Source organism: Jatrophihabitans endophyticus (assembly GCF_900129455.1).
Taxonomy (GTDB): domain Bacteria; phylum Actinomycetota; class Actinomycetes; order Mycobacteriales; family Jatrophihabitantaceae; genus Jatrophihabitans; species Jatrophihabitans endophyticus.
In genome coordinates this window covers 147,815-168,666 of sequence record NZ_FQVU01000005.1, presented here as the reverse complement: position 1 = coordinate 168,666, position 20,852 = coordinate 147,815, and the positions used below count along the sequence as shown (strand labels likewise).

Here is a 20,852-nt window from a genome sequence, read left to right as displayed (position 1 = left end):
GTGACCGATCTCCAGCTCTCCGACGTCCAGGAGCCCGAGCACGCCGAGGACACCGACACGTACTGCCTGTCCGACGCCGAGGCGGATCGCCTGCTGGACGGTGCACCGTGGACGCGCTTCGCCGTCCTGGGCGACAGCCTCGCCGAGGGGTTGGGCGAACCCACCCCCGGCTACCGGACGCTCACCTGGGCCGACCGCACGCGAGACGCCCTGGCCCGGCAGCAACCGCAGCTCGCGTACCGCAACCTCGGCCTGCGCAACCTCGTCTCGGCCGAGGTGCGCGAGCAGCAGCTCGGCGCCGCCCTGGACTTCGCCCCCGACGTGGTCGCCCTGGTCTGCGGCGGCAACGACGTGTTCAGCAGGTCCTACGACCCGGATCGCGTCGAGGCCGAGATCGACGGCATCGTCGCACCGCTGCGGGACTCCGGTGCCGAGGTCGTGACCTACTGCCTGATGAACATCACCAAGGCCATCCCGGAGCTCGCGGGGCTCGAGGCACAGTTCGCGACGCTGAACGCCGCCGTCCGCTCCGTCGCCGATCGGCGCGGCGCGCTGCTCGTGGACATGTGGCCGCACCCGACCTGCCGCGACCGCGACATGTTCAGCTCGGACATGCTGCACTCGTCGATGCGGGGACACGCGGTGCTCGGCGCCGAGACGATCAAACGACTCGCCCGCCGACTGGCGGCGTGACGCGACCGGCGCTGCCGGTGCCCGACACGGGGCCGGATGCCCGGGTCAGGCCTGCGGCACCCGCCCGTGGGCCGCCGTCCACTTGGGGTCGGCGGTGACGAACTCGCTCCACATCGTGCGGCGTCGCGGCTTGCCGCTCGACGTGCGCGCGATCGCCCCGCGTGCGCCGCGCAGCACCACGGGCTCGGCCGTCCGCGCCGTCAGCACCCGGACCCGGGCCGTGGCCGCCTCGACCCACCGGGGGTCGATCTCGTCGCCCTCGACGAAGACCGCGGCCACGTGCGCGCCGTCGAGGAAGCCGAACGCCACCCCCGACCGGACGCGCGGCACCCCGTCCAGCTCGGCCAGTTCGAGCTCGACGTCCTCGGCGTGGATGCTCGCCCCCCGCACCTTCATGGACTCGCCCAGCCGCCCCACCACGAACAGCTCGCCGTCGTCGACGAAGCCGGAGTCGCCGGTGCGCAGCCCGCTCGCGCCGAACGACACCGCGCGCGGTCCGTCGTCACCGTTCACCAGGTAACCGTCGGCCAGCGAGTCGCCGGTCAGCTCGATCTCGCCGAAGACGCCCTCGGGGAGCTCGGCGCCGTCGTCGTCGACGATGCGGGCGGCGAGCCCGTCGAGCGCCACACCGCAGCTGGTCATCCACCCCGCGCCGTGCACGTCGTCGACGCCGAGGCGCCCGACGTCGCCGATCGTCACCGGCTCCCCCACCGCCAACGCGGTCGTCGCGGTGCGGACGAGCCGTACGCCGGACCGCGGCGGCGTGCCCGACGCGGCGAGCGTGACCTCGGCCAACCCGTAGGCCCCGACCAGCGCGTCCGGATCGAACCCGTGCGGGCCGACGAGTCGGTGGAACGCGGCCACGGCGGCCGGGTCGATCCGCTCGGCGCCGAGGATGGCGACGCGCCATCGGGAGAAGTCCAGGCCCGCGAGGTCGTCGGGCCGCACCCGCCGGGCCGTATAGCCGTAGCCGAAGCTCGGCGACGTCGTCAGCGTCGCCCCGTGCCGGCCGAAGCACTCGAGCCAGACCAGCGGCGAGCGGACGAACTGGTCCGGCGTGAGCAGCCACAGCTCGGTACCGGACGCGATCGGCGTGACCATGCCGCCGATGAGCCCCATGTCGTGGTAGAGCGGCAGCCAGCTGGCGAACACGTCCTCGTCGCGCCAGCCCAGCCATCCACGGATCGCGGCGACGTTCGCCTCGAGCGCGGCCCGGCTGATGCGCACGCCCTTGGGCGCGCCCGTGGATCCCGAGGTGAACTGCAGCAGCGCGAGCTCGCCGGGCGCGCGGGGCGTCACCCGGGTGTCGGCGGCGCCGTCGCCGACACCGGCGCCGTCCGACTCGAGCCGGGTCACCTGCGGGGCGCACCGCGACGCGGCCACGGCGGTGGCGACGACGTCGGCGAGCGCGTCGTCGGTGAGCACGACCGCCGGCTCGCCGGTGGCGAAGACGGCCGCGAGGTGGGGCACGTAGTGCTCGAGGCCGCCGAAGGTCAGCGGCGAGGCCAGCGGCGAGGGGACCATGCCGGCGGCGACGGTGCCCCAGAACGCGGTGACGAACGACCACGGCGCGGACAGCACCAGCGAGACCACGTCCCCGGGACGCGCGCCGGTCGCCCGCAGCCGGGCCGCCACCCGATGCACCTCGGCGGCGAGCTCGGCGTAGCTGCGCAGCCGCCACCCGGTGTCGGGGTCGTACAGGTGCACCCCGCGGTCGTCCGCCGGTTCGTCGAGCCACGAGAGCAGGTGCATGATTCCTCCGGGACGTCGGTGGGTGGATGGGTCGGTCGGTCAGGAATCGCCCGATGCCGGGCCGGTGCGACCGTCGCCGGGGCGCAGCGCGGCGAAGGCGGCGGCGCAGGCCCGGATCAGCGTGTCGAGGTCGGCGTCGTCGAGCACCGCGGGCGGGCAGAGCCGGACGACGGTGTCGGCGCCGAGCGAGGACGTGGGCAGCACCCCGTTGCCGACGAGGGCGGCGGTGAACGCGGCCGCCTGCTCGGGACGCGCGAGCTCGACGCCGACGAGCAGCCCGCGGCCGCGGACGTCGCGCACCACCCCCTCGGCCGCGCGCATCGCGGCCTCCCGCACCCCGGCGAGCAGGGCCCGGCCGAGCGACGCCGCGCGATCGGGGATCGCGGCGGCCTGCAGGTGGCGCAGCGTGGCGGTGACCGCGGCCATGCCGAGGGGGTAGCCCGAGAACGTCGAGGTGTGCAGCCGGGGATTGCGATCGAGCGGCCGGAACACCTCCGCGGTGCTCAGCACCGCGCTGACGGGCACGCAGCCACCGCCCAGCGCCTTGCCGACGAGCAGCAGGTCCGGCGTGCCGGCGTCGTCGGGCCAGCCCCACCACCGGCCGAGCCGGCCGAGCCCGGTCTGGATCTCGTCGACCACGAGCAGGGCGCCGTGCTCGGCGGTCACGTCGCGCGTGGCGGCGAGGTACCCGTCCGGGGGTATGCGGACCCCACCCTCGCCCTGCACCGGCTCGACGATCACGCACGCGGGCGGCCCGTCGCGCAGCGTGGCACGCAGCGCGTCGACGTCGCCGTACGGCACCCGTTCGACGTCGGGCAGCAGCGGTTTGAACGGCACGCGGAACGACATCCGGTCGGTGACGCTCAGCGCCCCGAGCGTCTTGCCGTGGAACCCACCGGTCATCGCCACGATGCGCCGGCGGCCGTTGGCGCGGGCCAGCTTGAGCGCCGTCTCGACCGCCTCGGCGCCGGTGCAGCCGAAGTAGACCCGTTCGAGGCCGTCCGGTGTCACCGCGACGAGCGCAGCGGCGGCCTCGGCCAGTTCGGCCGAGAGCAGCAGCCGGCCGCTCATCGGATGCCGGTCGAGCTGGCGGTGCAGCGCCGCGACGACCGGCGCGGGACGGTGGCCGAGGATGAACACGCCATACCCGCCGCACTGCAGGTAGCGCCGGCCGGCCGTGTCCCAGAGGTAGGCGCCCTCGCTGCGCGCCTCGACGGGCAGCGCCAGGGCCTCGGCGAGTGCGGCGGCACCGGCGCCGACGTGGCGCCGGTAGTCCGCGAGCACGTCGGCCCGTTCCGCGGCGGGGTCCGTGGGTGCTGTCGTTGCTGTCATCGGTGGCTCCGTGGGCTGCGGCAGTCGGTGAGCGCGGTGTCGGTCGGTGAGCGCGGCGTCGGTCGTGGTCGGTCAACCGGGGACGCCGGCGGGCGCCCGCTCGCGGCGCGCGGGCGAGTCGGCGACGACGAGGTCGGCGGCCCGCTCGGCGAGCATCACCGTCGGTGCCTGCGTGTGCGCCCGCGTGATCGTCGGCATCGCACTGGCGTCGACGACGCGGAGCCGCTCGACCCCGCGCACCCGCAGCTGCGGGTCGAGCACCGCGTCGGCGTCGGCGCCCATGCGGCACGTGCCGACCGGGTGGTACAGGGTCTGTGCCGACCCACGGCACAGGGCGACGTCGCCGCCGGCCAGGTCGGGGTCGCACCACGCCGCGAGCGCGGGGCGTGTCAGCACCTGCCGGGCCCGGGCGACCCCGCGCAGCAGCGTCGTCAGGTCCGCGCCGTCCGGATCGGTGAGGTAGCCGGCGTCGATCACCGGCGCGGCGTCGGGAGCGGCCGGGTCGAGCGCGACCCGACCGCGACTGGCCGGTTGCAGCAGCACGCTCGCCACGGTCACGCCGTGGCGCGACGGCTGGTCCAACCGGGGCACGACGAGCCAGAGCAGCTCGATGTCCGGTGCGACCAGGGCGGGGTCGGTGCGGACGAACGCGAGCGCCTCGGCCAGGTTCGAGGTGAGCGGCCCGCGCCGGCGGGCGAGGTACTCGGCGGCGCCCGCCCGCTGGTCGCCGACCCCGGGCGACAGCGCGTGCGGTGAGGTGGCCGAGACCGGGACGTAGAGGTGGTCGGCGAGGTTGCGGCCGACCTCCGGGCGGTGCACCCGCACCGGCCGGCCGGCGGCCCGCAGCGCCGCGGCGTCGCCGATGCCGGCGTCGAGCAGGGCCCAGGGGCTGCCGATCGCGCCCGCCGCCAGGAGCACCTCCCGCCGGGCCGCGACGTGCACGACCCCGGCCGCGGTCACGACCTCGACGCCGGTGGCGGCGGCGGCGTCGAAGGTGATCGCGCGCAGCCGCGCCCCGGTCAGCACCGTCAACGAGTCGCGTCCGGCAGCCGGACGCAGGTAGGCGTCGACCGCGCTCCACCGGCGGCCGTGGTGCTGCGTCACGAGGACCGGCGCGTACCCCTCGTCCCGTCCGTCCCCCTCGGCGGCGAGCCGGGGCAGGCCCGCCTGCGCGCACGCGGCGAGGAACGCCGCGGTGGCGGGGCTGGGGTCGCGCAGGCCGGTGAGGCGCACCGAGCCGTGCCGGCCGAGCGCGCCGGGACGGTCTACGCGGGGTGACGGCCGCTCGGCCGGCGCCGTCGCCACTGCACCGGTCAGCTGCTCGGCCCGGCAAAAGTAGGGCAGGACGTCGGCCCACGCCCATCCACTGCAGCCGGCCGCGGCCCACGCGTCGAAGTCGGCCGGATGTCCCCGCGTCCAGATCTGCGCGTTCAGGGCCGAGCTCCCCCCGAGCACCCGGCCGCGCGGCCAGGCCACGCGCCGGCCGCCCAGACCCGGTTGCGCGACGGTCTCGAACCCCCAGTCGGCCGACGTGCCGAACAGCCGGGGGTAGGCCGCCGGCACGCTCAGCTCGGCACGACGGTCGGCGTCCCCCGCCTCGACGAGGACGACGCTCGTGTCCGGAACCGCACTCAGCCGCGACGCGAGGACGCAGCCGGCGGACCCGGCGCCCACGACGACGTAGTCGGCGACGAGCGTGCCGGCACCGGTCATCGTGTCCGCCCTCGCCTCACGACGCGTGCCGGAGCGGGTGCGGCCCACCCCACCGCTGCTCGTAGAGGTCCAGCGCCGAGTCCACGGCCGCGCGCCACGCCGCCTGGGCCGCCGGTCGGGCGTCGGCCAGTCCGATCATCCGCAGCTGCTTGAGCAGGCGGTCCTCGGCGATGTCGAGCTGCTCCTGCCACTGCCGCCGGCGGCTCTGCGCCGCCATCCTGATCCTGGGCAGCGTGCTGCGCCGGGACGGCCGGACGAGTACCTGGGCGGCGGCGTCGAGCGCGTGCAGGTGCGCGTCGCGGATGACCTCGCCGTACCCCGCGGCGACGCCGTCCTGCGCCGCCCGCAGCCCGAACGCCACGTGGCGCGACTCGTCGCGCGTCACGTTGGTCAACCCCTCGTCGAGCGCGGTCAGCTGCAGCCGGCGGGCGAGGTAGCGCGTGGTGCGCAGCGCCGTGGCGGCGAGCATGCCCTCGGTGACGAGGTGGTACTGGACGAGCGCGCGGTACCAGTCCGCGACATCGCTGTCGGCCTCGCGCACCCGGCCGGTGGCCGCGGTGAGCATCGGCGCGAAGACCTTCTCGTAGTCCGGGGCGACGTCGAGCTCGACCCGGCTGCGCCCGGCGTCGGCACCGCACACGTCGTCGAGGTAGGTCTGGAAGAACCTGACGTGCCGGGCCTCGTCGGCGAGCTGGGTGCACAGGTAGATCTGGTCGTCGTCGGTGGGCGGCCGCTCGACCAGGCTGCCGAGCGTGTGGGTGACGGTGACCTCGCCGACCTCCAGTTCGGCGAGGGCGGCGAGCAGCTCGGCCTTGAAGAACGGCCGCAGCGCCGACCACACCGGCAGGTCGCGCGCGGGGCGCACCTGACCGACCTGCCACTGCTGCCGCTCCCACCGCAGGTAGAGGTCGGCCGAGGTGGCCAGCGTGGCCGGGCGCCCCGGCTCGGCGTCGGTGATGTCGGGAACGAAGCCCAGGGCGATGCGCGCGACGTCGGTCGTGTCGGTGGTCATCTCTCACTCTCCTGCGGGGTCCGGGTGGCGCGGCGGACGGGTGGTGGTGCGGTGACGCCGTTGCCGACGTCGGGCGGGACGCCGTCGTGGTCGCCGGTCACCGGCTGCAGGGCACGCCCACCGCGCCGCGCGACCAGGGTGAGCAGCGGACCGGCGGCCGCCGTCGTCGCCAGCGCCATCAGCACGAGCACGGCGTAGGTGACGGGGTCGAGCAGGCCGAGCTCCCGGCCGGCGGCGAGGACGACGAGCTCGGTGAGGCCACGGGTGTTGAGCAGCGTGGCCATGGTGACCGCGTCGAGTGGGCCCAGCCCGCCGGCGCGGGCACCGACGTAACCGCCGAGCAGCTTGCCGCCGAAGGCGAGCAGGAGCACCACGAGCAACAGGCCGACGGCCGTGAGCCCGAATCCGGACAGGTCCACCGCCAACCCCGTCACCACGAAGTAGATCGGCATGAGCACGGCAACCGTCACCGGCTCGACGGCGGCGATCAGCCACCCTCGGATCTCGCTGTCGCGGGGCAGCGCGACGCCGAAGACGAACGCACCGAAGATCAGGTGCAGCCCCATGGCGTCCGTCGCCGCGGCCGAGGCGAGCAGGCCGACGAGGACGATCGTCAGCTGGGTCGTGCGGTCCTTCGGGCCGCGGCCGTCGAGCACGACACGCAGCACGCGCGGCACGACCAGGATCATCGCCGCGACGTAGACCGGCAGCAGCGCGATGTGCCAGGACGCGGTCGACGCGAGCGTGGCGGCGAGCGCGAGCAGCGCCCACCCGGCGACGTCGCACGTCGCGGCCACGGTCAACGCCTCGGCGCCGATGACGGTGCGGTCCAAGCCGCGTTCGCGCAGGATGCGGGCGAGCACGGGGAACGCGGTCACCGACAGCGCGACGCCCATGAACACGACGAAGGCCGCGCGGTCGTCGGCGGCGACCGTCGACACGCGGGCGAGCCCGAGCCCGACGCCCAGGCCCAGCGGCAGCAGCATCGCCGCGACGCTGATCGTCGCGGTGCGTCGTCCCAGCCGCCGTTCCCGTCCCGTCTCGAGACGGGCCCCGACGAGGAACATGAACAGCGCCAGCCCGACGTCGGCCAGCGCGAGCACGGCGCTACGGGGGCCGGCCGGCAGCAGCGTCGCCGACACGTGGGCCGGCACGAGGGTGGGGCCGAGCAGCACGCCGGCGGCGATCTCGCCGACCACGGCGGGTTGCCGCAACCGGCGCATCAGCCACCCGGCCGCGGCCGCCACCGCGGCGAGCACCGCGAGGTCGAGCAGCAGGGTCGTCATCGTCGTCGGGCGGGGTCCGGCCTGTCCCCGCTCAGTGCTTGCATCCGACGCCGACGAGGTAGCTGTACCGCGTGGGGTCGGCCCCGACGTCGCTCGGCTTGGCCGGGCGCCACTGGGTCGGGAACACGATGCCGGGCTCGGCGAGCTCGTAGTCGCCGAACAGGGCCGCGACCCGGTCACGACTGCGCAGCTCGAAGGTCGCGAACTCGTGCGAGTACACGTCCTGGACGCGGGTCGCCGAGCCGTCCTGCTCCTCGCTGGTCGCGGTCGCCACGACGAGCAGACTCCCGGGTGCGAGCCGCCGTCGGTACTCGGCGAGGGCCGGCAGCACGTCGTCGTCGCCGAAGAAGTGCAGCACCGACAGCAGCAGCATCGCCACCGGTCGGTCCAGGTCGAGCAGCGCACCGACGCCCGGTTGCGCGAGCGTCGCGTCGGGGTCCAGCAGGTCGCCGCGCACGCTCGTCGCGCGCGGGTTGGCCGAGAGCAGGTACTGGCCGTGCGCCACAGCGGTGGGGTCGCGGTCGACGTAGACGACCTTCGCCTGGGGGTCGAGCGACTGCGCGGTCTCGTGCACGCTGCCCCGGGTCGGGATGCCGGAGCCGAGGTCGAGGAACTGGTCCACGCCCTGGTCGAGCGCGTAGCGCACCGCCCGCTGCAGGAACTTGCGGCTCTCCCGGATCAGCATGATGATCCCCGGCGCGGCCTTGATCGCCTCCCGGCCGAGCGCGCGGTCCTTCTCGAGGTTGTGCGTGCCGCCGAGCAGGTAGTCGTAGAGCCGGGCGATGCTCGGCTGGCTGGTGTCGACGTCGGGTGTCACCCAGGCCGGGGATTCGGTCATGGCGAGCTCCTGCGCTTGGCGGCCGTCGTGCGGCCGGATCGGATCGAACGGGTCGGTCGGTGGTCTAGCCGCGTCGCAACCGGGCGCCGAGTGCCTTGACCGTCTCGGCGGCGAGGACCGCGTGACCGCGCATCGAGGTGTGCAGCATGTCCGTGCTGTACGCCGACCGGTCGCCGCAGATCGGGTGCTCCCACATGTCGACGTGGACGGCGTCGTGGCGCTCGGCGACGGCCCGCATCCGGGTGTTCAGCGTGACCATGCGGGGTCGCAGCATCGCCAGTCGTGGCCACGCCGCGCCGATGTCCATGAGCCCGTAGGTGATGACGTCGGCCCCGTTCGCACGCAGCGTGGCGACCATCTGCTCGACCGCGCGCTCGACGCCGTCGGGGTCGAAGCCGCGGCCGAACAGGTCGTTGCCGCCCGCCGTGACCGCCGCGAGGTCGGGACCGAACTGCGTGATCTCGCGCAGCTGGCCGTCGCGGATCTCGGCGGCGGTGAGCTGGCGACGGCCCAGGTTGCAGTACGCCGGTGGTGCCGGGGCGACCTGGGCGATCGCGTCGCGCACCCGTTCGGCCCACGGCAGCGAGCGGTAACCGGGGACGTCCTCGCCGAGCCCCTCGGCCAGGCTGTCGCCGATGACCCCGAACCGTCGCCACGGGGCGCCGGCGAGCTCGTGGCGCACCGCGGCGTCGGACAGGCAGTACGGGTCGTTCGACTCGTCGACCCGGTCCGCGACGTCGGTCATCGCGCGCCCCCGCCCGGCGGCACGGCCTCGGGCTCGCGGACGGCGACGGCGCGGCGCAACCGCAGCCGGGGCTCCAGTTCCAGGAACAAGCCGGCGACGGAGGTCTGCGGCGAGGTCGGCATCGCGTTGATGGCCTCGTTGTGACCGGCGACGAGCTGACCGGAGTGCGCGAGCCGCTCGGCCACGGCGTCGAGCGCCGTCCCCCCGTCGACGCTGTCCTGCAGATCCTCGACCCCGGTGACGATGTGCAGGAACGACTCGTAGAGGTTGAGCATGTGACGCTCGCGCCGGGTGAGCTTGTCGGCCTCGAAGAACTGGGTCTTGCGGTTGTAGCTGTTGTAGAAGAACGACACGACGACGAGCAGCCGCTCGTACGCCTGGTGGTAGGCCTTCGTGTAGAACGACCTCGCCTCGCTCTCGTCGAGCTCGCCGTCGAGCACGCTCGACACCGTCGCCGCCGCCAGCAGGCCGCTGAACGTGGCGAGGTGCACGCCGGTCGAGAGCAGTGGATCGAGGAAGCACGCGGCGTCACCGGCGAGCAGGTAGCCCGGGCCGTCGAACGTCTCGGCGGCATAGGAGTAGTCCTGCTCGACCTTGAGATCGGTGACCCTGCTCGCGCCCGCCGTCATCGTCGCGATGCGCGGGCACTGCGAGATCGCGTCGGCGTAGACGGCGTCGAGACTGCCGAGCCGGGCGCGCTCGTCGTTGAGCGCGGTCTTCTTGATCACGAGCCCGATCGAGGTGGTCCCGTCGTGCAGCGGGATGGCCCAGAACCAGCCGTAGGGCACCGAGCAGACCGCGATCGCGCCCTGCGGGCCGCAGTCGAGCGGCGCGGCGTCCTGCCAGTAGCCCCAGATCCCGACGTTGCGGAAGGCCTCGTGGTAGACGCGGTTGTCGAGGTACTTCGTGGCCATCACCCCGGCACGCCCGGACGCGTCGACGAGGAAGTCGAACGACGTCGAGCCGCTCTCGTCGCCCTCGCTCCAGTGGGCGCGCACGGGCCGGTCCCCGTCGAAGTCGAGCGCCGTCACCCTGCGTCCCTCGTGGACGGTGACGCCCTGCGTGCCGGCGTGGTCGAGCAGCAGTTGGTCGAACTCGGAGCGGATCACCTGGTAGCTGTGCCGGTCGGAGCCGGAGAGGTGGTCGAAGTTGAGGTCCCAGTTCTCCGGCCCCCATTCGAAGTAGGCGCCCATCTTCTTCACGAAGCCGTGCGCCTCGATCTTCTCGCGCGCCCCGGTGAGCTCGAGGATCGGCAGCGCGGACGGCAGGATCGACTCGCCGATGTGGTAGCGCGGGAACCTCGCCGCCTCGAAGAGCGTGACGTCCGCCCCGTGGCGGGCGAGCAGGGTCGCGGCGGTGGAGCCTGCCGGCCCACCGCCGATCACGAGCACCTGGGTGTCAGCCATCCGAACGTGTCCTCTCGATGGGCGCGATGGTGGTGGTGGGCGCGAGCCCGACGACCGTGCCCGCGTACGCGGCGGGCAGGGCGAGGTGACGGCGCTGCCACGCGTGCCCGTGGCCGTCCAGCGGTGCCGCGATGCCGCGGACGCCGATCCCGCGCGCCTTCGCGTTCGCCTCGCGGGTGGTCCAGATCCGGTACCAGCGCTCGCGGTAGCGCGCGTCGGGGCGGCGGCGCAGGTAGTCGTTCTCGGCGCTGCTGAAGTAGCGACGGGCGAGCGCGTCGGCCGCCGGACGTGGGACGCGCAGCTCGATGTCGACCCCGACGCGGACGCCCCACCCGACCGCCAGCGCCACGCGGTCGCCCGAGTGCGACAGGTTGAAGTCCAGGGCCCGTCGCCGGCCGTCCCGGCCGGCCAGTCGCGGCCGTCCCGAGTCGTCGAGCACCAGGGGCACCCGTCGCGCCGGCAGCCCGAGGATGCGGCCGAGCGTCCGGCGCGCCAGGACGCGCCCCGCGACGAACTCCAGCTGCCCGGCAGGCATCTCGATGCCGGCGCAGCGCTCCTGCTCCTCGTCGCTGAGCAGGCGTAGGCCGGGTCCGGCCGCGAGGCCGGCGGGCGGCCGGATCCGGGCGTGGCAGGCGATCACCGGCCGGCCGAACAGCTGCAGCGTGCTCGTGGTGATCCGGCCCGCTCCGTTCGCCGTCGCGCCCCCCGGCGTCACGCGGCCGCTCGCAACCGCTCGCCGAGCTCGGCGTGGTCACTGCCGAACTCGCTCGTGAGCGCGGCGATCCACCGCTCCAGCCCGAACGCGACGCACGAGGTGTACGCCGCCTCTCCGGTGCCGGTGGTGATGCCGCACCGCTCGCCGAAGAAGTTGCGGTGGAAGTTCACCGACGCGATCGCGAGGCCCGCGTCGTGACCGGGTGCGCGGTACACGAACTCCTGCTTGACCGGGAAGAGCTTGGCGACCACCGAACGCGAGGCGTTGGGGTCGAAGAACGGGTCGGACGCCACCTCGACCTCGAGCGGCAGGCCCAGCCGCGCGCTGAAGTCGAGCAGCCTGCGGGTGGACGACTCGAGGTGCTCCAGCGCCGCGTCACGCCCGCCGACGCAGACGATCTCGCGCATGGTGAACGACAGCAGCCGCCGCAGCCCCTCGAAGTGGGTCTCGCGCCGGAAGCACGTCGCCACCGTCGTGATCTTGTGGTCGTCGGGCACGACCTGGCCCGCGAGGTGCAGGTACGCGGCGTAGCAGGCCGCCGACGGCAGCGCGTACCCGGCGGCGTCGAGCACCTCCGGCGGGAACGCCCCGTCCGCGGCCGCCGCGGCCAACCGGTCGTACCCGGTCTCCCGGGCGGGCGCTGCCAGCAGCGCGAGGTGCGGGAAGTTGTCCCAGTAGTCGATCGTGCGGAGCGCGTCGACCGGCAACAGGGTCTGGTAGGCGGTCGCCCGCGCCCCGACCGCTGCGCCCCAGCCGGCGAAGAGTCGGTCGAGTCCGTCGCGCAGCGCGAGCTCGGCGTCCGCCAGCACCACCAGGGGGGCCGCCCCCCGCGCGGCCCCCTCGCGGTCGCTACGCAGCCGGGTCACCGAAGAACCTCTCGCGGATCCGACGCAGGGTGCGGAAGTCCTCCGGGGACACCTGGTCCATCGAGATGGACCGGCCGGTGGCCTCCTCGAGCACGTAGAGGAAGTTGACGAAGCTGAGCGAGTCGATCACCCGGTTGTCGATGAGGTCGAGATCCTCGTCGATCGAGCTCAGATCGGGTCGGCGGGCGAGCAGGTACGTCAGCACCAGGTCGCTGTCGTCGGTGGTCCGGGCCTCGGTCATGCGTGCCTCCGTCCTGGCGCCGTCATCACAGCGCCGGGATGGTGTCGTCGGACAGGATGTGTTCCTGGGTCATGAAGCCGGTGGAGCGCTTGAAGGTTCGGGCGACGAAGCCGTCGAACGCGGGGTCGGCGAGCACCTGGCGCCGCGCCTCGTACGGGGCGGCGATGCCCGCGTCCGCGAACGCCGCCGGGTTGCACAACGACTCGGCCGACGAGCGCATGTACCGCTTGAGGTAGGCCTCGAGATCGGCGATCCGCGCCGCGGGCAGGGTGCGACGCAGCTCGGCGTGCAGCAGCGCGACGATCTGCCGGCCGAACGCGATGTGGCGCGACTCGTCCTGGTGATGCACCGCGTTGATCTTGCGGATCGTGGGGTCGAGGCGGTCGTCGACCGCCATGCGCTGGTTGAAGACGTCGACGAGCTCCTCGAACAGCAGCAGCCGCGCGAAGACGAGGAAGGTGTCGGCCTCGGGAATGCCCGCGCCCGGGAAGCTCATCGACGCGTTCGGGTAGATCGTGCCCGCGTACCGCAGGCAGAAGGTGGCGAAGAACCACATGTGGTCGTTCTCCTCGCCGATGATGTGGTGGAAGTACTCCGAGGTGACCTCGTAGCCGGGCATGTGGACGCGGGCCACCATCTCGGTCAGCAGCTCACGGATGCCGTGGACGTTCAGGCTGTAGAAGTTGACGCTCTCCCACTTGCTGAGCGCCATCAGCTCGTGCTCGTCGAGCCGCTCCGCCACCGCGGTGCCGTGCGTGGTCATCAGCTCCGGCGACATCCACCACGCGTCCTCGACCACGGTCGCGGGCCAGTCGAAGAGGCGGTACGGGTCGTAGTAGTCGCGTTCGGACATCGCGACCAGGCGATCGAGGATCTGCTTGAAGCGCGGGTCGGCGGACAGCGTCCGGCCGAGGACGTCGGCCCGGACGTCGAGGGTGTCGGTCATGCGGCCGTCCTCCTGATCACGGTTCGGCGTAGCGGCGTGCTGTGCCGCCCGCCGCAGCGGTGGCCGACCATGTCGCCGTCGGCCGGGATCGCCGCGGGGAGCAGCCGGTTGACCCGGGAGCCGAGGACGGCCCGGGCGAGCTCGGGATGCGGCCGGTCCGCGTGTTCGACCAGCCGGCTGAAGACGGGATCGACGACCTTGACGACCCCGTCGTCGTCGACGACTTCGATCCAGGAGTGGGCGAGGTCGAGCATCCCGAGCAGCCAGCCTCGCCGGGTCCGCGCGTCGTAGCCGGCCCGCCGGAACTCTCGCTGCAGGTAGAGCGACGCCGAGATGCACGGCGCCATGCCCGCGGCGACCACCCGGTCGTACTCGCGCTGCAGCAGCTCGGGCATCCGACCCCACGCGTACCCGGCCGCGAGGAAGTCGTCGGTCAGCGCGCGCAGTGTCGGCGACACGAGCTGCATCAGCTCGCCGCGGGTCGTCAGCGACCCGCGCAGGGCGACGGGTCCGACACCGGCCAGCTCGATGCGCTCGTCGGCGCGCAGCCGGCCCGGCGGCGTCGTGGCGAACTCCGTCAGCGCGCCACCGCCGTGCTCGGGGTCCAGTCGCGCGTGCCACCAGGAGGGCTCGCCCGCCGCGTCGGCCGGGCACGAGCCCGCGGGGCACTGCAGCTCGATGTCGAAGGTCCAGTGCAGCGGCTGCACCCAGGTCGGCGGACCGCCCTGCATCCAGCGCAGGGCGTAACGGATCGCCCGCTCGGGCACCGAGGTGCCCGAGCCCGACGCCAGGGCCAGGTTGAACAGGTCGAAGCGGTCGAAGTACTGCCCGCCGTCACGGTCGTCGGCGGGCAATCCGGCCGCCACCAGCTCGTCCAGTGCGGTCTCACCGCAGCGCAGCATGTCCAGCGCGGCGACGCGATCGACCTGGGCGTCGCGATGATCGGCCGGGATCGGCCAGATGCGCTCCAGGGCGGCCGGCCAGTCGGTCGGCCGTGCGGCCACGCCGCAAGCCGCGCCACGTGCGCGATGGATCGTCGTCATCGACGGGTGCCCGCGCCGGTCAGCCGGCGTCGGACAGGGTGACGACCAACGTCTCGATGTCGCCCACCGTGACGAGATTGGCGGCCTGCTCCTCGTCCACGGCGAAGATGTCGAACTCCGACTCGATGGCCAGCGCCAGCTCGAGGAACGACACCGAGTCGTAGCCGAGGTCCTCGATCAGCCGTTGCTGCGACGAGGCCTCGGTCTCGCCGAGCGGGGACATCTGGCCGATGAGCTCGCGGACCTTGCCGGTCAGTTCCTGCGTCGTGGTCATGCGTCCATGGCTCCCAGCGGGCGGTGTGTGCCGTACGAGACGGCGGGACGATGCCGCACGGTTCGTGGCGTCGTGTCCGCCTCGACCGTCCTGACCCGATCGACGCTAGTTACGGCCCAATTCCGCAAAGTTGTTCGCAGCGGCCAGCAACTTGTGGCTACGGGCCAAGCGCGGCGGTCGCGAGACGACCGGCCGGGTAGGGACATCAGCGTGCAGACGTTCCTCCCGGTACCCGACTTCGCCGAATCGGCCCGCGTCCTCGACGACGCCCGGCTCGGCAAGCAGCGCGTCGAGGCGTTCCAGATCATCCGCGCCCTCGACGGCGTGACACGGGGCTGGCGCAACCACCCCGCCGTCCGGATGTGGCGCGGCTACGAGCCCGCGCTGCTGCGCTACGGCCTGGCCGTCTGCGACGAGTGGGACCGTCGCGGCAACGCCGACACGGTGCGCGCCAAGCTCGCCGACCACGCCCGCGAGGAGGGCCGGCGGGTCTTCCTGCCCGACTGGGTCGGCGACGACGCCGTGCACGCCAGCCACCGCAGCAACCTGCTGCGCAAGGACCCCGACTTCTACGGCCGCTACGGCTGGTCCGAGCCCGCCGACCTGCCCTACGTCTGGCCCGTCTGACGCCTTCCTCGGCGAGTTGGTTGATCAACAGCCCTGTTGATCAACCAACTCGCCGAGGAAGCGGGGAACGCGCGGGACGCCGAAGGCCGGCCCCCGCAGTGGGGACCGGCCTTCGGTGTGGAACGGGGTGGACTCAGAAGTCCATGTCGCCGCCGGGCATGCCGCCCGGGGCGCCACCGGCCGGAGCCTTCTCCGGCTTGTCGGCCACGACGGCCTCGGTGGTGAGGAAGAGCGCCGCGATGGAGGCGGCGTTCTGCAGCGCCGAGCGGGTGACCTTGGTCGGCTCGACGATGCCCTCCTTGAACATGTCCACGTACTCGCCGGTCGCGGCGTTCAGCCCGTGGCCGACCTGGAGGCCGAGAACCTTCTCGGACACGACGCCGCCCTCGAGACCGGCGTTGACCGCGATCTGCTTGAGCGGGGCGAGCAGCGCGACCTTGACGATGTTGGCACCGGTGGCCTCGTCGCCCTTGAGGTCGAGCTTCTCGAACGCCGAGACGGTCGCGTTGGCCAGCGCCACGCCACCACCGGGGAGCAGGCCCTCCTCGACGGCCGCCTTCGCGTTGCGAACGGCGTCCTCGATGCGGTGCTTGCGCTCCTTGAGCTCGACCTCGGTGGCCGCGCCGACCTTGATGACGGCCACGCCGCCGGCCAGCTTGGCGAGGCGCTCCTGCAGCTTCTCGCGGTCGTAGTCGGAGTCCGACTTCTCGATCTCGGCCCGGATCTGGTTGACGCGACCCTGGATCTGGTCGGCCTCGCCGGCACCCTCGACGATCGTCGTCTCGTCCTTGGTGGTGGTGAACTTGCGCGCCCGGCCGAGGAGCTCCAGGCCGGCGTTCTCCAGCTTCAGGCCGACGGTCTCGCTGATGACCTCGCCACCGGTGAGGATGGCGATGTCGGCCAGCATGGCCTTGCGGCGGTCACCGAAGCCCGGGGCCTTGACGGCGACGGACTTGAAGGTGCCGCGGATCTTGTTCACGACGAGGGTCGCGAGGGCCTCACCCTCGACGTCCTCGGCGATGATCGCCAGCGGCTTGCCGGTCTGCATGACCTTCTCGAGCAGCGGCAGCATGTCCTTGACGTTGGAGATCTTGCCCTCGTGGATGAGGATGTACGGGTCCTCGAGGTCGGTCTCCATGCGGTCGGCGTCGGTGACGAAGTAGGCGCTCAGGTGACCCTTGTCGAAGCGCATGCCCTCGGTGAGCTCGAGCTCGAGGCCGAAGGTGTTGCTCTCCTCGACGGTGATGACGCCTTCCTTGCCGACCTTGTCCATCGCCTCGGCGATGATCTCGCCGACCGTGGTGTCGGCCGCGGAGATGGACGCGGTGGCCGCGATCTGCTCCTTGGTCTCGACGTCCTTGGCCTGGTTGCCCAGCACCTCGGACACCGACGCGACGGCCTGCTCGATGCCGCGCTTGAGCGCCATCGGGTTGGCGCCGGCGGCGACGTTGCGCAGGCCCTCGCGCACGAGCGCCTGGGCGAGCACGGTGGCGGTGGTGGTGCCGTCACCCGCGACGTCGTCGGTCTTCTTGGCGACCTCCTTGACGAGCTCGGCGCCGATCTTCTCGTACGGCTCCTCGAGCTCGATCTCCTTGGCGATGGAGACACCGTCGTTGGTGATGGTGGGAGCGCCCCACTTCTTCTCCAGCACGACGTTGCGGCCCTTGGGGCCGAGCGTCACCTTGACGGCGTCCGCGAGCTGGTTCATGCCGCGCTCGAGGCCGCGCCGGGCCTCTTCGTCGAACGCGATCAACTTGGCCATTCGGTGGTCCTCACTCTAGTGATGACTGGTTCGGGTACCGGCGTGCAGTGCCCGCGACGGACGGCCCGCTCAGGCGGAGCCTCACCGATCACCGGTTGGCACTCAGCCTAGCCGAGTGCCAATTCGAGTCTGGCACTCGACCCCCACGAGTGCAAGGCGCCGGGGGCGGGTGGCCGGCGGTCCGGGCCGCCGCGTCGCGATAGGTTCGCCCGATGCTCTCCATCGTGGACCTGCACAAGAGCTACGGCACGACGACCGCGCTCGACGGCGTCTCGCTGGACGTCCGCCCGGGCGAGTTGGTGGGCTTCGTCGGGGCCAACGGCGCCGGGAAGTCGACGACGATGCGCATCGCGATGGGGCTCGTCGCCGCCGACTCCGGGACGGTCCGCTGGCACGGCGAGCCGCTGACCTTCACCGCCCGGCGCCGCTTCGGCTACATGCCCGAGGAGCGCGGGCTGTACCCGAAGATGCGCGTCGTCGAGCAGGTGGCGTACTTCGGCCGCCTGCACGGCATGTCGCGGGCCGACGCGGACCGCGGCGCCGCGGCACTGATCGAGCAGATGGGGGTCGTCGCGCAGCCCCGCGACTTCGTGCAGGCGCTCTCGCTCGGCAACCAGCAGCGGGTGCAGCTGGCGGCGGCGCTCGTCCACGACCCCGAGCTGCTCGTCCTGGACGAGCCGTTCTCCGGCCTGGACCCCGTCGGCGTCGACACCATGGCCGAGGTGCTGCGGCAACGTCGCCGGGCCGGCTGCGGCGTGCTGTTCTCGAGCCACCAGCTCGAGCTCGTCGAGCGCTTGTGCGACCGGGTCGTCATCGTGCGTGCGGGTCGCGTCGTCGCGCAGGGGACGTTGGACGAGCTCCGCGCGACGGGCTCGCGCGACGCGCTGGAGGTGACCGTCACCGGCACCGACGACGCCTGGCTCGACGCACTACCCGGGGTCACGGTGCGCGAACGCGACGGGGCCACCGTCGTCCTCGCGCTGCGCGATCCCGACGACGACCAGGCGGTGCTCGCCGCCGCGGCCAGGGCCGGCCGGGTCGAGCGGTTCGGGTGGCGCCGGCCGTCGCTGGCCGAGCTGTACCGCGACGCGGTGTCGGCGGGCGCCGGCACGGACACGTCGGAGGCGGCGGCATGAACGAGGCGGTGCGACTCGTGGCCCGCCGCGAGATCACCAGCAGGCTGCAGCAGCGCGGTTTCCGCATCGGCTTCGCGATCGCGTTGCTCATCGTCGTCGTGGCCTGCGTCGTCCCGTCGCTGTTCTCCGACGACGACTCCACCCCGCGCTACGACGTCGCGGTCGTGGGCGACCACCCCGGGCTCGCGGCCGCCCTCGCCCGCAGCGAAACCCCCCGGTTCACCGTTCACACCGCCACCGCCGCCGAGGCGCACGACCGCGTCGACGACGGCGACTGGGACGCCGCCGTGCTGCCCGGCGGCCGCCTCGTCGTCGACGAGACCGACGGCGACGTCGTCACCGCCGTCCAACAGGTCAACGTGAGCACCGCGCTCGTGACCCGGCTCGGCGCGGCCGGCCTGTCCTCGGACGACATCCGCGAAGCGCTCACGGTGCGGCCGTTGCGTGTCGAGAGCACCGGCTCCGGCGACGACGGTCAGCGCCGGGCCATCGCGGTCATCACCGTCATCGTCCTGTTCACGCAGCTGACCACGTTCTGCACCTGGGTGGCGATGGGCGTGGTCGAGGAGAAGGCGAGCCGGGTCGTCGAGCTCATCCTGTCCTCCATCCGCCCGCTGCAGCTGCTCGTGGGCAAGCTGCTCGGCATCGGCACGCTCGCCGCGGCCCAGGTGTTGGCGCTGGGCGCGGTCGGTCTCGTCGTGTCCACGCTGGCCGGGACGATCTCCATACCCGCGTCGGCGTTCGTCACCGTCCTCACGGGCTTCGTCGGGTTCGTGCTCGGCTTCGCGTTCTTCGCCGCGCTGGCCGCGGCACTGGCCTCCACGGTGTCGCGGCAGGAGGAGGTGTCGGGCGTACTCGCACCCGTCACGCTCAGCCTGACCGTCTGCTACTTCGCGAGCTTCGCGACGGCCGGCGACCCGGACAGCACGCTGGCGCGCGTCGTGTCGATCGTGCCGCCGTTCTCGTGCGTCGCGATGCCCGGCCGCATCGCCGGCGGCACCGTGCCGGTGCTCGACGTGCTGCTGGCGGTGGTGCTGCTGGGCGGCGCAGCGGCGGCGATCCTCGCGGTCGCGGCGCGCATCTACCGGGCGACGGTGTTGCACAGCGGCACCCGCGTCCCGCTCTCCCGCGCGTGGCGCGGCGAGGCGGTCGCCGACCTCGGCTGACCGGCCCCGCTCCCGGGCCGGTCTCACCGTCCGACGAGCGCCGCCAGCCGGGCCGGGGTGAACAGCTCGTCGGCGAGCAGGTGGGCGAGTCCGACGACGCCGGCGCGGGGGTCGAGGCGACTGCGCACGATGAGCAGGTCCCGGGTGGCGAGCGGCAGCGAGCGCCGGTACACGACCTCGCGGATGCCGGCGAGCAGCTGCTCGTCGACGTGGGCGAGCTGGCCGCCGACCGCGACCACGCGCGGATTCACCAGGTTGACCGCGTCGGCGATCGCGCGGCCCAGGATGCGCCCGGACGTGCGCAGCAACCGCTGGGCGGCGATGTCGCCGGAACGGATCGCGTTCACCGCGTCGTCGACGGTCGAGACATCACGTCCCGCCGCCTGCAGGTCACGCACGAGCGCCCAGCCACCGGCATACGCCTCGACGCAGCCGCGGTTGCCGCAGCGGCACTCGGGTGGGTCACCGGCGGCGGCGTCCGCCGCGCCTTCGCCGAGCTGGATGTGGCCGATGTCGCCGGCGGCGCCGTCGGCGCCGCGGTGGACGCGGCCGCCGGCGATGAGGCCCGACCCGACGCCGGTGCCGATCTTGACCAGCATCAGGTCGTCGACGTCGGGGTAGCACTCCTGCCGCTCGCCGACGGCCATCGCGTTGACGTCCTTATCCACGAGCACCGGTGCGGCGTAACGCTCGGCGAACCACCCGGGGATGTCGAAGCCGTCCCAGTCGGTCATGATCGGCGGGCTGACCACCCGGCCGGTCGCGAAGTCGACGGGGCCGGGCACGTCGAGGCCGATGCCGAGCACGTCCGCCGGCGCCCGCCCGGCCCGGCGCAGCAGCGTGGCGAAGCGGGTGTCCACCGCCTTGAGCACCGGCCGCGGCCCGCGCGAGACGTCCATGACGTGGGCGCTCTCGTCGAGCACGGCACCGGACAGGTCGCACAGCGCCGCCCGGAACGCGGTGGCGCCGACGTCGCAGGCGAGCAGCACACCGCGCTCGGGGTGGAAGCGGAACCGCTCCGCCGGACGCCCCCCGGTCGAGCCGCCGGCGGTCGCGGTGACGAGGTCGGCCGCCAGCAGCGCGTCGAGGCGCTGGCCCACCGTGGTGCGCGAGAGCCCGGTGACGGCCATGACGTCGGCCCGGGTCAACGAGTCCGAGCTCCGGAAGAGGGCGAGCACGTCGCTCAGACCCGTCCCCCAGGCGGCGCGGTCCTCCCCGACGGCCGCCGCGACGCCCCGCGGACCCGCAGCGGCGGGCAGTCCCGTCGCCGTCCGCGGTCGCGCCATCGGGCGAGGATAG

Annotated in this window: 20 protein-coding genes; 4 read left to right on the top strand and 16 right to left on the bottom strand. The window is 73.3% G+C overall.

What is annotated here, in order from left to right; translation table 11 throughout:
• Complete coding sequence (locus tag BUE29_RS17470; RefSeq protein WP_159440893.1) at positions 1 to 693, top strand: SGNH/GDSL hydrolase family protein; 693 nt, start codon at positions 1 to 3, stop codon at positions 691 to 693.
• A 45-nt stretch (positions 694 to 738) separates the two neighbouring features.
• Here the strand turns inward: BUE29_RS17470 and BUE29_RS17465 are convergent, their stop codons facing one another.
• The 14 genes from BUE29_RS17465 to BUE29_RS17400 all read right to left on the bottom strand — a co-directional run bounded on the left by BUE29_RS17465 (position 739) and on the right by BUE29_RS17400 (position 14,862).
• On the bottom strand, positions 739 to 2,445 hold the full coding sequence (locus tag BUE29_RS17465) for an AMP-binding protein (protein ID WP_073391719.1): 1,707 nt from the start codon (positions 2,443 to 2,445) through the stop codon (positions 739 to 741).
• A 39-nt stretch (positions 2,446 to 2,484) separates the two neighbouring features.
• Positions 2,485 to 3,777 carry an aspartate aminotransferase family protein gene (locus BUE29_RS17460; protein WP_073391718.1) on the bottom strand — a complete coding sequence of 431 codons (1,293 nt, stop codon included), beginning with the start codon at positions 3,775 to 3,777 and terminating at the stop codon, positions 2,485 to 2,487.
• A gap of 72 nt (positions 3,778 to 3,849) precedes the next feature.
• On the bottom strand, positions 3,850 to 5,490 hold the full coding sequence (locus BUE29_RS17455) for a GMC family oxidoreductase (RefSeq protein WP_073391943.1): 1,641 nt from the start codon (positions 5,488 to 5,490) through the stop codon (positions 3,850 to 3,852).
• A gap of 16 nt (positions 5,491 to 5,506) precedes the next feature.
• Positions 5,507 to 6,502: a ferritin family protein gene (locus BUE29_RS17450; RefSeq protein WP_073391717.1), complete on the bottom strand. Its 996-nt coding sequence runs from the start codon at positions 6,500 to 6,502 to the stop codon at positions 5,507 to 5,509.
• A complete protein-coding gene (locus BUE29_RS17445; protein WP_073391716.1) occupies positions 6,499 to 7,788 on the bottom strand; it encodes a cation:proton antiporter domain-containing protein in 1,290 nt (429 codons plus the stop codon). The genes BUE29_RS17450 and BUE29_RS17445 overlap by 4 nt, the downstream gene beginning before the upstream one ends.
• Before the next feature lie 31 nt (positions 7,789 to 7,819).
• The gene (locus tag BUE29_RS17440; RefSeq protein ID WP_073391715.1) at positions 7,820 to 8,626 is read right to left on the bottom strand and encodes an SAM-dependent methyltransferase; all 807 of its coding nucleotides are present in this window, start codon (positions 8,624 to 8,626) and stop codon (positions 7,820 to 7,822) included.
• 64 nt (positions 8,627 to 8,690) lie between these two features.
• Entirely contained in the window at positions 8,691 to 9,371 is a 681-nt protein-coding gene (locus BUE29_RS17435; RefSeq protein ID WP_073391714.1) for an SGNH/GDSL hydrolase family protein, read from the bottom strand.
• Positions 9,368 to 10,777, bottom strand: a complete 1,410-nt coding sequence (locus BUE29_RS17430; protein ID WP_073391713.1) for an NAD(P)/FAD-dependent oxidoreductase — start codon at positions 10,775 to 10,777, stop codon at positions 9,368 to 9,370. The genes BUE29_RS17435 and BUE29_RS17430 overlap by 4 nt, the downstream gene beginning before the upstream one ends.
• On the bottom strand, positions 10,770 to 11,492 hold the full coding sequence (locus BUE29_RS17425; protein ID WP_073391712.1) for a 4'-phosphopantetheinyl transferase family protein: 723 nt from the start codon (positions 11,490 to 11,492) through the stop codon (positions 10,770 to 10,772). Before BUE29_RS17425 ends, BUE29_RS17430 begins: the two co-directional genes overlap by 8 nt.
• Positions 11,489 to 12,358, bottom strand: coding sequence for an aminoacyl--tRNA ligase-related protein (locus tag BUE29_RS17420; RefSeq protein WP_143168229.1), 870 nt, complete (start codon positions 12,356 to 12,358; stop codon positions 11,489 to 11,491). The genes BUE29_RS17425 and BUE29_RS17420 overlap by 4 nt, the downstream gene beginning before the upstream one ends.
• A complete protein-coding gene (locus BUE29_RS17415) occupies positions 12,342 to 12,599 on the bottom strand; it encodes an acetyl xylan esterase (RefSeq protein WP_073391711.1) in 258 nt (85 codons plus the stop codon). The genes BUE29_RS17420 and BUE29_RS17415 overlap by 17 nt, the downstream gene beginning before the upstream one ends.
• 25 nt (positions 12,600 to 12,624) lie before the next feature.
• Positions 12,625 to 13,545 carry a diiron oxygenase gene (locus BUE29_RS17410; protein WP_073391710.1) on the bottom strand — a complete coding sequence of 307 codons (921 nt, stop codon included), beginning with the start codon at positions 13,543 to 13,545 and terminating at the stop codon, positions 12,625 to 12,627.
• Positions 13,542 to 14,549: a hypothetical protein gene (locus BUE29_RS17405; RefSeq protein ID WP_073391709.1), complete on the bottom strand. Its 1,008-nt coding sequence runs from the start codon at positions 14,547 to 14,549 to the stop codon at positions 13,542 to 13,544. Before BUE29_RS17405 ends, BUE29_RS17410 begins: the two co-directional genes overlap by 4 nt.
• A 58-nt stretch (positions 14,550 to 14,607) precedes the next feature.
• Positions 14,608 to 14,862, bottom strand: a complete 255-nt coding sequence (locus tag BUE29_RS17400; RefSeq protein ID WP_073391708.1) for an acyl carrier protein — start codon at positions 14,860 to 14,862, stop codon at positions 14,608 to 14,610.
• A 210-nt stretch (positions 14,863 to 15,072) separates the two neighbouring features.
• Between BUE29_RS17400 and BUE29_RS17395 the strand changes: the two genes are divergently transcribed.
• The gene (locus BUE29_RS17395; protein ID WP_073391707.1) at positions 15,073 to 15,489 is read left to right on the top strand and encodes an MSMEG_6728 family protein; all 417 of its coding nucleotides are present in this window, start codon (positions 15,073 to 15,075) and stop codon (positions 15,487 to 15,489) included.
• Positions 15,490 to 15,622: 133 nt separating this feature from the next.
• Here BUE29_RS17395 and groL read toward each other — a convergent pair whose 3' ends face one another.
• Positions 15,623 to 17,251 carry a chaperonin GroEL gene (gene groL, locus BUE29_RS17390; RefSeq protein WP_073391706.1) on the bottom strand — a complete coding sequence of 543 codons (1,629 nt, stop codon included), beginning with the start codon at positions 17,249 to 17,251 and terminating at the stop codon, positions 15,623 to 15,625.
• A 212-nt stretch (positions 17,252 to 17,463) separates the two neighbouring features.
• Here groL and BUE29_RS17385 point away from each other — a divergent pair, with 212 nt between their 5' ends.
• A complete protein-coding gene (locus BUE29_RS17385) occupies positions 17,464 to 18,387 on the top strand; it encodes an ABC transporter ATP-binding protein (protein WP_073391705.1) in 924 nt (307 codons plus the stop codon).
• Complete coding sequence (locus BUE29_RS17380; RefSeq protein ID WP_073391704.1) at positions 18,384 to 19,553, top strand: ABC transporter permease; 1,170 nt, start codon at positions 18,384 to 18,386, stop codon at positions 19,551 to 19,553. The genes BUE29_RS17385 and BUE29_RS17380 overlap by 4 nt, the downstream gene beginning before the upstream one ends.
• A gap of 23 nt (positions 19,554 to 19,576) precedes the next feature.
• Here the strand turns inward: BUE29_RS17380 and BUE29_RS17375 are convergent, their stop codons facing one another.
• Complete coding sequence (locus BUE29_RS17375) at positions 19,577 to 20,839, bottom strand: ROK family transcriptional regulator (protein ID WP_073391703.1); 1,263 nt, start codon at positions 20,837 to 20,839, stop codon at positions 19,577 to 19,579.
• Between the last annotated feature and the right edge of the window lie 13 nt (positions 20,840 to 20,852).

What these genes read in the sequence shown, in the direction of transcription:
- BUE29_RS17465 (WP_073391719.1), bottom strand. Translation starts at nt 2,445, where the DNA reads ATGCACCTGCTCTCGTGGCTCGACGAACCGGCGGACGACCGCGGGGTG.
- BUE29_RS17460 (WP_073391718.1), bottom strand. Translation starts at nt 3,777, where the DNA reads ATGACAGCAACGACAGCACCCACGGACCCCGCCGCGGAACGGGCCGAC.
- BUE29_RS17455 (WP_073391943.1), bottom strand. Translation starts at nt 5,490, where the DNA reads ATGACCGGTGCCGGCACGCTCGTCGCCGACTACGTCGTCGTGGGCGCC.
- BUE29_RS17450 (WP_073391717.1), bottom strand. Translation starts at nt 6,502, where the DNA reads ATGACCACCGACACGACCGACGTCGCGCGCATCGCCCTGGGCTTCGTT.
- BUE29_RS17445 (WP_073391716.1), bottom strand. Translation starts at nt 7,788, where the DNA reads ATGACGACCCTGCTGCTCGACCTCGCGGTGCTCGCCGCGGTGGCGGCC.
- BUE29_RS17440 (WP_073391715.1), bottom strand. Translation starts at nt 8,626, where the DNA reads ATGACCGAATCCCCGGCCTGGGTGACACCCGACGTCGACACCAGCCAG.
- BUE29_RS17435 (WP_073391714.1), bottom strand. Translation starts at nt 9,371, where the DNA reads ATGACCGACGTCGCGGACCGGGTCGACGAGTCGAACGACCCGTACTGC.
- BUE29_RS17430 (WP_073391713.1), bottom strand. Translation starts at nt 10,777, where the DNA reads ATGGCTGACACCCAGGTGCTCGTGATCGGCGGTGGGCCGGCAGGCTCC.
- BUE29_RS17415 (WP_073391711.1), bottom strand. Translation starts at nt 12,599, where the DNA reads ATGACCGAGGCCCGGACCACCGACGACAGCGACCTGGTGCTGACGTAC.
- BUE29_RS17410 (WP_073391710.1), bottom strand. Translation starts at nt 13,545, where the DNA reads ATGACCGACACCCTCGACGTCCGGGCCGACGTCCTCGGCCGGACGCTG.
- BUE29_RS17400 (WP_073391708.1), bottom strand. Translation starts at nt 14,862, where the DNA reads ATGACCACGACGCAGGAACTGACCGGCAAGGTCCGCGAGCTCATCGGC.
- groL (WP_073391706.1), bottom strand. Translation starts at nt 17,251, where the DNA reads ATGGCCAAGTTGATCGCGTTCGACGAAGAGGCCCGGCGCGGCCTCGAG.
- BUE29_RS17385 (WP_073391705.1), top strand. Translation starts at nt 17,464, where the DNA reads ATGCTCTCCATCGTGGACCTGCACAAGAGCTACGGCACGACGACCGCG.
- BUE29_RS17380 (WP_073391704.1), top strand. Translation starts at nt 18,384, where the DNA reads ATGAACGAGGCGGTGCGACTCGTGGCCCGCCGCGAGATCACCAGCAGG.
- BUE29_RS17375 (WP_073391703.1), bottom strand. Translation starts at nt 20,839, where the DNA reads ATGGCGCGACCGCGGACGGCGACGGGACTGCCCGCCGCTGCGGGTCCG.